Below are 12,986 nucleotides of genomic sequence, written 5' to 3' on the forward strand. Positions count from 1 at the left end.
CACTCTAACCGCGTGCAGCGACCCCTTCCATAGCCTCTTTGAGTTCATGTACCAAAGTCGACGCCATTGAGCGAAAAACGAGGATCAGAAAAACATCTGCACCCGTGCGCGTAATAGAGCCGTTCATGTGCCCAATCTGCGACCGCGCCGTGTGTCCAGGTTTGAACTTTGATGCGCGCAAATCCACAGGCACAAGGCGCGCCAACACGTCCTCAGCCCCTTCGCCGGACAGCGTGACACAGGCCCATGCGTCTGATTGGTCAACAACCGCGGCGATGTTTGCAAGTCCTGCATCCGGAGCCGGACCCGCCAGCAAAATTGCGCCACGGCCAAACCAGATTGCGCGCGCGCCCTCTTTGTCCGAACTGCGATTGGGGCGTGGGAGGCCAACCCCATGTGCGGTTTTCAAAGCCTTCGCGACTGCGTTTTCTTGTCCCGAGAACGGCGCAATTGACGTCAGTTGACCCAGATCCAGCTCGGCTAGGGTCAAATCCGCCACGCTCATCGGCAACAGGCCCGCACAGGGGCCTTTGGCAACAAGTTCAACCACGTGTCTTACCTCCTTCCGGATCAAAAAACACCGGTGAACAAACCTCTACTTCGGTTTCGACACCTCTCATGTGATCGACGATACGCATAACCTCCCCGATCCGTTCGGGCCCGCGCTGCACAAACCCCAGTGCAATGAAATGGCCAAGCGTCGGCGAATATGCAACAGATGTGACATAGCCTTGATCATTCACGCGGATCGCCATTTCAGATCGCTTGAAAATGCTCGCTCCAGCGGTAAGTTCCCCGCCCCTGTTGACTGGCTTCAACCCCACCAATTGGGCGCGCTCAGGATCAATCAGGCCTTCGCGCGCGGCCATCCGCTGGCCGATACAATCTTTCTTTGGGCTGACCATCCGCGCAAATCCGATATCAAATGCCGTGGTACGGCCATGGATTTCGGCATGCGTGATGTGGCCCTTTTCAATGCGCAAAACATTGAGCGCTTCCATCCCATAGGCCCCGCCGCCCAAACTTTCAGCGCGCTCGACCAGCACATTGAACAGGCTTTCGCCAAAACGCGCTGGAACCGCGACCTCGTAGGCATGCTCACCTGAAAAGGAAATGCGGAACAATCGCCCACGGACACCCGCAACCTCGACAGCGCCGCAAGCCATAAACGGCCATGTCTCATTATCAATCGGTGCGGACAGCAGGCCATTCAACAACTCACGCGACCGGGGTCCTGCCACGGCGAACTGCGCCCACTGCTCTGTCACAGAAGCAAAGTTCAAATCCAACTCTGGCTTCAACGCTTGATGAACGAACTCCAGATGACGCATCACAGGACCTGCTGCCGCCGTGGTGGTGGTCATCACATAGTGGTGCTCCCCAAGGCGCGCAGTCGTGCCATCATCCATCACATGCCCGTCTTCGCGCAGCATCAATCCATATCGGACGCGCCCGGGTTTCAGCGTTGAGAACGTGTTGCTGTAAACGAAATCCAGAAATGTCGCCGCATCCGGTCCCTGAATGTCGATCTTGCCCAATGTGGACACATCACAGACGCCTACCGCGTTGCGCACGTGGCCGACTTCACGGTCACAGGAATGCCGCCATGTAGTTTCTCCCGCGCGCGGAAAATAGCTCGGGCGATACCACAGCCCGGCTTCGATCATTGGTGCGCCACGCGCGACGCTGGCCTGATGCGAGGTCGTGTAGCGTTGCGGCGCGAACCCCGCGCCTTGACCACCGGCGCCCATCGCCGCAATTGAAATCGGCACATAGGGCGGGCGAAACGTCGTTGTGCCGGTGTCTGGGATCCCGCGCCTGGTCGCGTCCGCCAAAACCGCAAGAGCGGCAACGTTGGAATTCTTGCCTTGATCTGTTGCCATACCCTGCGTGGTATAGCGCTTCATGTGCTCGACAGATCGGAGGTTTTCCTGCGCGGCTTGCGCGATGTCCTTCACGGTCACATCGTTCTGAAAGTCGAGCCAGGCCCGACCAGTGCCTGGTACCGCCCAAAGCGGTGATACATTATACGCGTTGTCTTCTGCATCAGGCACGTCAGCCCGTGCAACTTTGAGTCCAAGTTCTTTTAGGATGCTATTGGCGGCTTCAACACCCGCTTTCAGGCAAGCGGACGTACTGAATTCCCCATTGCAGGCACCCGCTGCCAGCAGCCCCGGTATTGCACCTCGCGTTGGCACGAAACTCGCAATATTTTCATACCATTGCGGACGCCCATTCATGTGACAGGTCAAGTGGATTGTGGGGTTCCAGCCCCCCGATATCGCAAGACAATCCGCATCAATATGATGCTCGCCGTTTGCTCCTTTCACCGTGACCGACGTCAACCCCTTACGTCCCGAACTCCCGCTCGCAACGCAGCCTTTGTGGATCGGGAACTCCCCTCCAGCGATCGGCGCCTCGGCGCGACTATCAATCAATGCAGCAACCTCGACACCGGCCGCGACAAGGTCAGCGGCGGTGCGATGAGCATCATCGTTATTGCCGAAAACCGCGACCCGCTTCCCGGGGCTGACCCCCCAGCGGTTGAGATAGCTGCGCACAGCACCGGCAGTCATGATGCCCGGTCGATCATTGTTTTCAAACGCGACGGGGCGTTCCAAGGCGCCCGCCGCAAGGATCGTATGTTTCGCAGCAATGCGCCAGAAACACTCCAGCGCCGCCCCCTCTTCCCGGACACGGCGATGGGCATTGATGCGCTCCAATGCGCCATAGGTACCTTGATCATAGGCACCGGTCACCGTGGTTCGCGTCATCAGGCGGACATTGTCCATACCTTGCAATTCAGCAACAGCGGAGGTCGCCCAGTCGCTCCCCGACGCCCCATCAATCGTGTAGGTTTCGCTGTTTAGACGCCCACCCATGAGACTGTCTTCATCCACGAGCAGAACATCAGCACCTGCCCGCCCGGCGACCAAAGCAGCCATCAGACCCGTTGGCCCGGCCCCGATGATCAGGACATCGCAGAACGCATAGGCACGCTCATACTTGTCGGGATTGTGCTCTCCGCTCAAACCACCCAGCCCCGCAGCGCGGCGAATGATAGGTTCATAGAGCTTTTCCCAAAAAGCGCGCGGCCACATGAAGGTTTTGTAATAGAAACCCGCCCCCAAAAACGGCCAGACATAGTCATTAATGCCCATCACATCGTGGCTCAAGGACGGCCATGCGTTCTGGGATCGAACGTTTAAACCATTGTAAATCTCTTGCACTGTGGCGCGGACATTGGGCTCCTGTGCGGCTCCACGACCCACCATCACAAGGGCATTGGGCTCTTCGCTCCCAGCGGTCAAAACGCCACGCGGTCTATGATACTTGAACGACCGCCCCATCAGGCGCTGCCCTTTGGCCAGAAGCGCCGAAGCCACCGTATCGCCTTTGAATCCGGTGACGCCGATGTCATCGAATTGAAAGCGCACTGGTTTGGACCGATCAATCAGACCCTTTCCGTCAATCCTCATGGTTTTGCCCTTACTTCATCTTCGGCAAGCGACGTGGAAAACACCTCATGGGTCACTGTGTTGCGGGTTACGACGATCCACGCACCGCATCCTCCCTCGTGCTGCCACAGATCACGGGTTTGTCCCGCGGGGTTGTCACGCAAGTGCACGTAGTTGTCCCAAGCTTCATCGCTCGCGTCCGGAGCCGGCCGCTGCAAAGCGATGGCATCGCCTTGATAGTAAAACTCCCGGCGATCCCGCTCGCCACAGATCGGGCAGCTTAGCCTCATGGCGCTATCCCCTTATTTATATGGAAAATTTTAGTTTTTCGGACCGATATCATAGCTTTTTCGATCAGTGCAGATTGTGTTGAGAGCCGGTGCCCTCTTCATCAATCAACCCACGCCCCGTTCGGAAACGGTTCAAACCGAACCCCCCAGCCGTTTCATGGCTTTGCCCCGTTGCCACAAGATGCGCCAACGCATAGCCCGACGCTGGCACCGCCTTGAATCCGCCGTAACACCAGCCGCAATTGAGGAACAAGCCCTGGGTATCGGTGGCGTCGATGATAGGTGAACCATCCGGCGTCATATCCATGATGCCCCCCCAACTGCGCAGGACCTTGGCTTTACCGATCATCGGCATCAGCGTCATGCCCGCTTCCATCACGTGTTCTGCCATCGGAAGGTTGCCACGCTGTGCGTAGGAGGCGTAAAAATCCAGATCGCCCCCGAAAACCAAACCGCCCTTGTCGGATTGGCTGATATAGAAATGGCCCATGCCAAAACTGACCACATGATCAATGCACGGCTTCAAACCCTCAGTGACAAAGGCCTGCAATACGTGACTTTCGATGGGCAAACGCATGCCGGCCATGGCGGCCACCTGCCCGGAGCGCCCCGCGGCGACAATGGCGACCTTTTTGGCCCTGATGGCACCGCGACTGGTCTGCACGCCTTTGACCGCGCCATTTTCAATGTCGATGCCGGTGACTTCGCAGTTCTGTAGCAAGTCCACTCCGCGTTGATCGGCTCCGCGCGCATACCCCCAGGCCACCGCGTCATGGCGCGCCGTGCCCCCGCGCGGATGCATCAATCCGCCATAGATCGGAAAACGCGTGTTTTCGAAATCAAGATAAGGCAGGTATTTGCGCACGCCATCCGGATCCAGCAAAACCGCATCGTCACCCTGATTGGCCATTGCATTGCCACGTCGCACAAAGGCATCGCGTTGACCATCAGAGTGGAACAGATTGATCAGCCCGCGCTGTGAATGCATCACGTTGTAGTTGAGATCCGCCTCCAGCCCTTCCCAAAGCCTGAGTGAATGGCTGTAAAACTCGGAATTTCCGGGCAAAAAGTAATTGGCACGTACAATCGTTGTATTGCGTCCGATATTGCCGCTGCCGAGGTATCCCTTTTCCAGCACGGCGATATTGGTCAAGCCGTGGTTCTTGGCCAGATAATAAGCGGTAGACAAGCCATGCCCTCCGCCGCCGATGATCAGCGCGTCATATTCGGCTTTTGGCTCAGGATTGCGCCAATGGGGCGCCCAGCCTTTGTTGCCTGTGAGACCTTCCCTGAGAACACGTAAACCAGAAAATTTCACATCTTAAGCTCCATCCGTTTCAGCAGAGCCTAACAACAGAGTGGCGCGGGTTCCATGGCCGTTAACGACGGATATTGTCGCAGAAAGAATCTCAAATGGTGATGGGAGTTTTACTCGCTGTAAGCTGCTTCGCGCTCTGCTGGTGTTGCCACATGTGGTTGCGCGATTGGCGTGCCATCAGGCATAAAAAACGGGCTTTGACGCGCAGTTCCAGACATATAGGCCGACAGCGACCGCTTGATCAGAGACCCCATCATCCGCGCAAGCCCTTTGTCTTTGCGCGGGCCGCCGTCCTCGCGCAGCGCCATTTTGGTAAACCCAAGTGTAACGACCGGCCCAAAGGGATCCGTTTTTGCAAAAAGCGGCCGCCACATCCCTGCCAAAGGCATCTTGGGTGTTCCCACCGTGTTGGCCAGTGGCGTTTTGCAACACGCCGCATACCAGCGGTGCAAGCCTTTGGACGACATCCGCATACAGGCAATGTTCTGCGCACCCTCGGTGACTTCTATCTTGGCTGGAAGCACTTGAACCAAAGGGCTGCCGCCCCCTGGCTCAAGCGCGTCGGTTTGCCCCATGTGCCGGGCGAACGCGCGGCAGTCTTTGCAATAGCAGATCAGATGACATCCGGTCGCAGGCGATACGTCATGAAGAACCCCTTTGAGGGCGCCACAATTGCAAGCAAAATCCACGGATGTCGTCATGCCATTTACCGCCCCACTCATGTTGAAAACCGCGCAACATCACTACCTGTTGCGCGGTTTGTCCAAGTATCAGTAGTCCGGCAGAAGCTGCGTCACAACCCCTTCGCGCGGTAGCTCGCCGCTACCTTGTCGATGGCCACCAGATAGGCGGCGGTGCGCAGATCACCCACGTCGTCACGCGAATGCCAGACTTCGGCCATGGATTGATAGGCAATGCGCATCGTGTCATCGAGGCCGGAGCGCACCAGCTCCAACTCGCCGGCGCCACGCAGGTATTGCTCTTTGAACCCCGGGCTCAGCGACCAGCCAAGTTCCTTGTCCTTACTCAGTCGCTCCAACTCATCCAGCAGCAACTGGTGGCGCGATTCTTCCTGCCGCCGTCCCATGCGACCAAATCGAATGTGGCTGAGGTTTTTGACCCACTCGAAATAACTGACCGTCACACCGCCCGCGTTTGCATACATGTCCGGGATCATCACAACGCCTTTTTCACGCAGGATCTGATCCGCACCCGCCGTCACAGGTCCGTTCGCAGCCTCGATGATCAAGGGGGCCTTAATACGGTCCGCGTTCTGCAGGTTGATGACACCCTCCAGCGCCGCCGGGATCAGAATATCGCAATCCTCTTCCAGGACCTTGGCACCCTCTTTGATCATATGCATGTCGGAATATCCGGCAATGCCTCCGTGTTTGGCGATCCATTCGCGCACACGATCAACATCCAGACCATCCGGGTTGAACAGCGCACCGTCGCGTTCGATGATGCCGGTAATCAGGCATCCGTCTTCTTCGCCCAGGAACTTTGCCGCGTGATAACCCACATTGCCCAGTCCCTGCACGATGACCCGTTTGCCCTCCAAATCTCCGCTCATCCCGGCTTTCTTGACGCCAACATCATCCCGGAAAAATGCACGCAATGCATATTGCACCCCACGACCGGTGGCTTCCACGCGGCCGGCAATTCCGCCGGCATTTGGCGGCTTGCCGGTTACACAGGCATTGCCATTGATGTCCGTCGTGTGCATGCGTTTGTACTGATCCGCGATCCATGCCATCTCTCGCTCGCCCGTTCCCATGTCCGGGGCAGGCACGTTTTGGCTTGGGTTGATCAGGTCCCGCTTGATCAACTCATAGGCAAACCGCCGGGTAATCTGTTCCATTTCATGATCATCAAATTCACGCGGATCCACGCAGAGCCCGCCTTTGGAACCCCCGAAAGGTGCTTCTACGAGCGCGCATTTATAGGTCATCAAGGCGGCAAGCGCCTCAACTTCATCCTGATTGACACCCAGCGAAAACCGTATGCCACCTTTCACCGGTTCCATGTGCTCGGAGTGCACTGAACGATACCCGGTAAAGGTTTGGATTTTACCCCGGAGGCGGACGCCGAACCGCACGGTATATGTGGCATTGCAGACGCGTATCTTTTCCTCCAGCCCTGGCGAAAGATCCATCAGGCTCACCGCCCGGTTGAACATCTGGTCGACGCTTTCTCTGAAGCTTGGTTCGCTGCTGTGCTGGTTCAATGTCTATCTCCTGTTGGAAAATCAGTGTTCTACTTTTGACAACAATTCCACCCTAGGTCGGTGAAACGTGCATTGCCAGTTTTTTGGGCGCTTTGTGAAAAAGAGATGAACTCCACTAAATCAAACCTGCATTTGGAAACAAAACAATCAGCGCGCTCCCTGCGCATCGTCGATAAAAACCCTTAAAAAACAGTGATAAAAACCTAAAACTTTAACGCCTTACACGCCTATGGCGCGTTTATGCCCGTTTTTTGCCACAAAATACTGCGATGTCCAAAAGTTGCTTCAGAGCGTCGAGAGACGTCCCATCGCAACGAATTGGACTTAGAATGACACAGCTTTCCGGGGAGAATCCCAGATCAGAGTCGGTCGTGCGCACCCATCTCAATCGGTTTTCCCGTGAAGAAGATGGGGTGTTAACAATTTTTACCATCTTCATGATGTTCATGTTGTTGATGGTCTGTGGCATCGCGGTGGATCTCATGCGCAACGAAATGGAACGGGTGAAAGTCCAGAACACGTTGGACCGCGCCATTCTGGCCGCTGCCGATTTACAGCAGACCCTGGATCCGGACGTCGTTGTCACGGATTACTTTGAAAAAGCCGGAATCGAAGAATATCTTGGTGATATAACGGTGACCCCCGGAAACAACCTGCCGACCAACTATTTCCGTACTGTGACGGCTTCGGCACGCGCGCGCACAGCTTCGCCCTACATGGCGATGACCGGTGTAGACGATTTACCACTCTATGTGTCTGGCATGGCCGAAGAAGTTGTGAGCAATCTGGAGATCTCGCTGGTTTTGGACGTGTCCGGTTCGATGAATACCAACAGCCGTCTGGTGAATTTGAAAGTGGCGGCCAAGGACTTCGTGGATCAGATCGTGAACAACAGTCTGGACGGACGAATGGCGATCTCGATTATTCCTTATGCCACACAGGTGTCCATTCCGGACAACGTCGCTAACGTCTTTGAACTTGAAGGAACAAATGCCCATTCCAACTGCATTAACTTCGCGGCAAGTGATTTTTCGACAGCCGGAATGCGGGTGCCTTCATCCGAGGCCGGTGCGCCGGCTGTGCTTGCCTACGAGCGCACCATGCATTTTGACCCCTGGACCTACAGAAGCGCGCTGAGCCAAGGCGATGGTCGGTATTCCGAACCACACCAATTGGTCAGTAGTCCGGTCTGCGAAGCAGATTCGAAACGCGAAATCATGGTGCTGCAAAAAGATCGCGACGTCCTGAAGAATTACATTCAGGCGCTGACCGCGCGCGGAAACACGTCGATTGACGTTGGTATGAAGTGGGGTACAGCACTGCTCGATCCCAGCCTGCAGCCTTTGGTGGACGACCTGATCGCGGACGGCACTGTATCCGTTAAATTTGATGCCCGCCCGGCGCCACATAATTCGGATGAGTACCTGAAGGTGATCGTTCTGATGACAGATGGTGAAAACACCAGCCAGTATTTCATCGAAGACGGCTATCGTGCCGGTCAAACCGACATTTGGTGGAATGCGCAGGAGGAAACATATTCTTCCTATGATGAAGACAACGAGCGGTTTTACTACTCGCGACATTTCGATACGAACGGCGACGGCGACGTGCGCAACGGTGATCGCTGGGGACGTGCGCCTTACGGCTGTGATAACCCCTCCAATTCCAGAGACGAGGAGGATTGGGATTGCAGTCCTGACGCCTCTGAGGGCGGAGCTTACAACATCAGTTTTCCGAGCCTCTGGGCCCATACGCCCATCAAGGAAAACTACTACCAAAACTATAGCGCGTGGCAGTCCGGCGCTGCCAACCGCTGGTATTACAACGTTTTTGACAGTGTCGGTTCCGGCACCAAAAACAACCGGACGGATGACATCTGTGCACGGGCCAAAGAGTCAGGGATTGTTGTTTTCGCCATCGGCTTTGAGGCACCTGAAAACGGTCAGACCGTCCTGAAGAACTGCGCCAGTTCAGCAAGCCACTACTTTGATGTGGACGGATTGGAAATCGCAGATGCTTTCACCGCCATCGCCCATGAAATCACGCAGTTGAGGTTGACGCAATGAAAGCGCGGACCGCGAAATACTTTCGCCATTTCAGCGAGGATGAGGATGGTCAGATCGCAATCGAATTCGTGATCTTCGTACCCCTGATTTTCTCCATCTTCCTATCCTCTGTCGAGCTCGGCATCTATTCGATGCGTCAGATGTGGATGGAGCGCGGGTTGGAAATTGCAGTCCGCAGCGTCCGATTGAGCACCGGCAGCGCGCCCCAGCATGATCAGTTGAAACAGATGGTGTGTGATCAGGCCCCGTTTTTGCCCGATTGCACGAACCGGTTAAAACTGGAGATGACCCCGATAACCCCCACTGCATTTGCCGGGCTGCCGGCGACGGCAGATTGCGTGGACACCAGCCAACAGGTCAATCCGCCACGAACCTTTGTGCAAGGTGGCAACCATGATCTGATGCTGATCCGCGCCTGCCTTGTGTTTGACCCGGTTATTCCGACGACCGGCCTCGGTTTCGAGTTTGATCAGCAAGCAGGCCTGCCGCGCATGGTTGCAATGTCAGCCTTTGTACAGGAGCCGAACCAATGACCCACGCCCTGAACAGATTGCACCGATGGGCCAAAGCGTTCGCACGGCGCGAAGATGGCAATGTCACTCTTGAGTTTGTCATCATCTGCCCTTTGATGTTCTGGACTCACATGGCGATGTACACATATTTTGACGCTTTCAAAGAACAGACGATCAATCAGAAAGCCGCCTTTACTGTCGCTGATCTGATCTCGCGTCAGGCGGTCGTGAATTCTGACTTCATCGACGGGTCGCATTCCGTTTTCAACACATTGGTGCGTTCCAATACCGATACCGCCATTCGCGTCACCAGCGTGACATATGACGCGGAGGAGGATGAATATTCGGTGCTCTGGTCACAGGAACGTGGCGCGGATACCGCATTGACCAGTGACATGGTAAAGGACTGGCATGCGTATTTGCCGGTCATGTATGATACTGCCACCGTGATTGTGGTTGAAACATGGTCCGGTTTCAGCCCGGTGTTCAAGATCGGCATGCGCGATCGGACGTTACACAACTTTACCTTTACACGGCCGCGCTATTCGCCAGCCGTTGGATGGGAACCGGCCGGAGGCGCATAGACGCTACGCGCTAAATCAATCCGTCGCGTTCCGCCAGCATTACCGCGATGATCTCGGACATATATTTGGTCTGGCGTCCCGGCGTCATTCCCCCGACGCCAACCCGACGTCCAACCCGCCACCACAATCCGGGTCGCCATTTGCGAGCATCAGGCGCTTTGAGCCGGAGCAGGAAGCCGTTTGAGGGCTTGAACGCAAAGGTGCCGCGATCAATCCCGACAATATTTTCCACCTTCGCAATGACAATACCGCCACTGTCACGCAACTCGGTTTTGGTCAATTCAAGCCGATGCGCAGTAGAGCGACGCATCGCGTCCGCCATCATCAGCGAGATCACCCCCAAAGCCACCAGAAACATCTGCCAGCCAAAGGACGGTGGAGAAACGAACGCAACATAGATCACCAGCACACCCAGGAAAGCAAGCATCCCGATGCCCAGAAAACGTCGCCCGGCGGAGGCGGCAACTGTCGCGAGGACTTCGGTCTCGTCTGTATCTTGCATCTGGTTGAGGCTCTTTGCTTGCTGTTTCAGCCTCCTACCTTGCTCCTCCCCTTGCTCACAAGCGAAAACGGGACATTTGCATGGCCGCGACGCAGCAATCCCGGCATTAGTCGCGTCAAACTGCCCGGTCGGTAGGTTGGTTCACCCGCAACGTGCAAGCGCACGCTGTCATCCAGATCCCATGGATGTTCGGGGCCTGCGCGCCATTTCAACAACCACGGGAAAAGCTTATAAACCCACCTGGTTTCAGCCTGATCTATGGTCGCTTTTTCAGCATGCTTTGGTGCTGGCTCGGCATCCATATCGGAAGCCATCAGCAGACCACCACTGACAGCCCCGTCTCGTATCCATGACAGAGTGGCCTCACTATAGGCGCTTCTTCCACGAGACCCTCCAACACTCCCGTGATCACCCACAAACCACTTTTGCTGATATGGTCGGTTGGGGCCATTGTCTGCGCCATTCAACCCCGGAACGCCACCCTGCGACGTCAAATTATCCCATTGGCTCGGTTTGAAAAAGACCCGCCGCTCATCCAGCGCACTGGCGTGACGCGCCGCTTCGACCAGATGGGTCAGCCGCGTGTCATGAAATTCATAACGCTTGTTCCACCAACGGGCGACACCCCCGAAAAAGCTTTCCGGAATGCCAAGCGCGCCCACGGTATCCCACACACCCAGATAAGAAATGCGCACGAGGGCGCTGTCGTCTTGCCGCGCCATGATATCCGCCTGGCTGGTTGCGAATTGAGGCGACAGCCTGCGACGCTGGGCGTGAATAAGCGATGCATCTGGTGCGTTTTCGGGACCGCGCAAGCGATATAATTTAAATGCGCGCGCCACGTTTGCATGTGTGGGAAATTGCAAGATGCCACATTTACGGATCATCCCGACCAAAGAACGTGCTGTATAAGCCCCGCGCGAAAACCCGAAGATCATGATCTTGTCACCGGGTCTGTAAACCTTGCACAAGTCCCCGTAGGCAGTCTTGATGTTACGGTTCAAACCCCACCCAAACAGGCCGCCGCCAATCCTGCTGATCCAACGACCAAAACGGCTGGTCATGCCGGTGCCAGTACCCACCCCATCGAAATAAAGCACCTTTTGCGCGTCACTGCGCTGGCAGGCAGATGAAAGCCGCAAGACATGCGTTCTCGATCCATCATGCGCAGAACTCCATGTGCCGTCGCAGAAAATTGCGATATGTGCCATTTGCCATTCCCCTTTTGCGACCTAAGAATGGCAGGGCAATGATCTTATGCGCTTAAGGCACCGCGCGGTGCGCTAACTGTTTTGCGGCATATCCCGCCTGAAGAGAGAAATACATGACACCAAAAACTGTTGCGTTTGCCGCTGTGGCATTGGCACTGGGCTTTGCAGCCTCGCCTTTACTCGTTGCTGATTTCAATGGCTTTGATCCGGACCAGTTTCCGGTCCCGCAAATCGACCCCCCGGTGCAGCCCGCTGGCTATGCCTTTGCCATTTGGGGGATCATCTATGTGTGGCTGATTATCGGTTTGGGATTTGGCGCTTTGCGGCGCGCAGATGATACGGATTGGCATGCGATGCGTTTGCCTTTGTGTCTGTCGTTGGCAATCGGAAGCATCTGGTTAGCCGTGGCCGTGCGCAGCCCGATCTGGGCGTCTGTTCTGATCTGGGCCATGCTGTTGAGCGCGCTGGTCGCGCTCTATCGATCGCCAAGGCAAGACATCTGGTGGGCGGCATTGCCGGTGGGGCTCTATGCCGGATGGTTGAGTGCTGCAAGCTGCGTGTCACTGGGCCTCATTACGGCCGGTTATGGCTGGCTGGACTCCGCAACAGCCGCGCTGGTTTTCGTGTTCTTTGCTCTCGTGTTCGCATCATCCGTGCAATCCACATTGCGACGTGCGCCGACCTATGGGATTGCGGTGATATGGGCGCTGGTGGGCATTGTCATTCATAATTTGAACGGTGATCAAACCGTCGCCGCCCTCGCGGGCGGTGGTGCTATTGCGCTCTTGGTACCCACCTGGAAAGCGGCGCGCGCTTAG

The 12,986-nt window shown here is 56.1% G+C and carries 12 protein-coding genes; 4 read left to right on the top strand and 8 right to left on the bottom strand.

Annotation, left to right across the window (positions count from 1 at the left end):
* Positions 1-4 precede the first annotated feature (4 nt).
* From R8G34_06085 to R8G34_06110, 6 genes are all read right to left on the bottom strand, one after another.
* A complete protein-coding gene (locus R8G34_06085; GenBank protein MDW3222447.1) occupies positions 5-550 on the bottom strand; it encodes a sarcosine oxidase subunit gamma in 546 nt (181 codons plus the stop codon).
* Positions 543-3,479 carry a sarcosine oxidase subunit alpha family protein gene (locus R8G34_06090; protein MDW3222448.1) on the bottom strand — a complete coding sequence of 979 codons (2,937 nt, stop codon included), beginning with the start codon at positions 3,477-3,479 and terminating at the stop codon, positions 543-545. The genes R8G34_06085 and R8G34_06090 overlap by 8 nt, the downstream gene beginning before the upstream one ends.
* Complete coding sequence (locus tag R8G34_06095; GenBank protein ID MDW3222449.1) at positions 3,476-3,748, bottom strand: sarcosine oxidase subunit delta; 273 nt, start codon at positions 3,746-3,748, stop codon at positions 3,476-3,478. Before R8G34_06095 ends, R8G34_06090 begins: the two co-directional genes overlap by 4 nt.
* A 64-nt stretch (positions 3,749-3,812) precedes the next feature.
* Positions 3,813-5,066 carry a sarcosine oxidase subunit beta family protein gene (locus tag R8G34_06100; protein MDW3222450.1) on the bottom strand — a complete coding sequence of 418 codons (1,254 nt, stop codon included), beginning with the start codon at positions 5,064-5,066 and terminating at the stop codon, positions 3,813-3,815.
* A 110-nt stretch (positions 5,067-5,176) separates the two neighbouring features.
* Complete coding sequence (locus R8G34_06105) at positions 5,177-5,788, bottom strand: DUF6151 family protein (protein ID MDW3222451.1); 612 nt, start codon at positions 5,786-5,788, stop codon at positions 5,177-5,179.
* A gap of 71 nt (positions 5,789-5,859) precedes the next feature.
* Entirely contained in the window at positions 5,860-7,245 is a 1,386-nt protein-coding gene (locus R8G34_06110) for a Glu/Leu/Phe/Val dehydrogenase (protein MDW3222452.1), read from the bottom strand.
* Between the two features lie 377 nt (positions 7,246-7,622).
* On the opposite strand from R8G34_06110, the gene R8G34_06115 reads away from it, so the two are divergent.
* Genes R8G34_06115 through R8G34_06125 form a run of 3 tightly spaced genes read left to right on the top strand, consistent with a single transcriptional unit; the run spans position 7,623 to position 10,455 of the window.
* On the top strand, positions 7,623-9,359 hold the full coding sequence (locus R8G34_06115; GenBank protein ID MDW3222453.1) for a TadE/TadG family type IV pilus assembly protein: 1,737 nt from the start codon (positions 7,623-7,625) through the stop codon (positions 9,357-9,359).
* Positions 9,356-9,892, top strand: coding sequence for a TadE/TadG family type IV pilus assembly protein (locus tag R8G34_06120; protein ID MDW3222454.1), 537 nt, complete (start codon positions 9,356-9,358; stop codon positions 9,890-9,892). The genes R8G34_06115 and R8G34_06120 overlap by 4 nt, the downstream gene beginning before the upstream one ends.
* Positions 9,889-10,455 (top strand): hypothetical protein, encoded by a 567-nt coding sequence (locus R8G34_06125; GenBank protein MDW3222455.1) that lies wholly within the window; start codon positions 9,889-9,891, stop codon positions 10,453-10,455. Before R8G34_06120 ends, R8G34_06125 begins: the two co-directional genes overlap by 4 nt.
* Positions 10,456-10,465: 10 nt before the next feature.
* Here the strand turns inward: R8G34_06125 and R8G34_06130 are convergent, their stop codons facing one another.
* Both R8G34_06130 and R8G34_06135 read right to left on the bottom strand, forming a co-directional pair.
* Positions 10,466-10,957 (bottom strand): hypothetical protein, encoded by a 492-nt coding sequence (locus R8G34_06130; GenBank protein ID MDW3222456.1) that lies wholly within the window; start codon positions 10,955-10,957, stop codon positions 10,466-10,468.
* A gap of 26 nt (positions 10,958-10,983) precedes the next feature.
* The gene (locus R8G34_06135) at positions 10,984-12,168 is read right to left on the bottom strand and encodes a DUF2235 domain-containing protein (GenBank protein ID MDW3222457.1); all 1,185 of its coding nucleotides are present in this window, start codon (positions 12,166-12,168) and stop codon (positions 10,984-10,986) included.
* Positions 12,169-12,281: 113 nt separating this feature from the next.
* Here R8G34_06135 and R8G34_06140 point away from each other — a divergent pair, with 113 nt between their 5' ends.
* Positions 12,282-12,986, top strand: a complete 705-nt coding sequence (locus R8G34_06140; protein MDW3222458.1) for a hypothetical protein — start codon at positions 12,282-12,284, stop codon at positions 12,984-12,986.

Source organism: Paracoccaceae bacterium (genome assembly GCA_033344815.1).
Taxonomy (GTDB): Bacteria; Pseudomonadota; Alphaproteobacteria; order Rhodobacterales; family Rhodobacteraceae; genus Roseobacter.

What these genes read in the sequence shown, in the direction of transcription:
- R8G34_06090 (MDW3222448.1), bottom strand. Translation starts at nt 3,479, where the DNA reads ATGAGGATTGACGGAAAGGGTCTGATTGATCGGTCCAAACCAGTGCGC.
- R8G34_06095 (MDW3222449.1), bottom strand. Translation starts at nt 3,748, where the DNA reads ATGAGGCTAAGCTGCCCGATCTGTGGCGAGCGGGATCGCCGGGAGTTT.
- R8G34_06105 (MDW3222451.1), bottom strand. Translation starts at nt 5,788, where the DNA reads ATGAGTGGGGCGGTAAATGGCATGACGACATCCGTGGATTTTGCTTGC.
- R8G34_06110 (MDW3222452.1), bottom strand. Translation starts at nt 7,245, where the DNA reads ATGTTCAACCGGGCGGTGAGCCTGATGGATCTTTCGCCAGGGCTGGAG.
- R8G34_06115 (MDW3222453.1), top strand. Translation starts at nt 7,623, where the DNA reads ATGACACAGCTTTCCGGGGAGAATCCCAGATCAGAGTCGGTCGTGCGC.
- R8G34_06120 (MDW3222454.1), top strand. Translation starts at nt 9,356, where the DNA reads ATGAAAGCGCGGACCGCGAAATACTTTCGCCATTTCAGCGAGGATGAG.
- R8G34_06125 (MDW3222455.1), top strand. Translation starts at nt 9,889, where the DNA reads ATGACCCACGCCCTGAACAGATTGCACCGATGGGCCAAAGCGTTCGCA.
- R8G34_06130 (MDW3222456.1), bottom strand. Translation starts at nt 10,957, where the DNA reads ATGCAAGATACAGACGAGACCGAAGTCCTCGCGACAGTTGCCGCCTCC.
- R8G34_06135 (MDW3222457.1), bottom strand. Translation starts at nt 12,168, where the DNA reads ATGGCACATATCGCAATTTTCTGCGACGGCACATGGAGTTCTGCGCAT.
- R8G34_06140 (MDW3222458.1), top strand. Translation starts at nt 12,282, where the DNA reads ATGACACCAAAAACTGTTGCGTTTGCCGCTGTGGCATTGGCACTGGGC.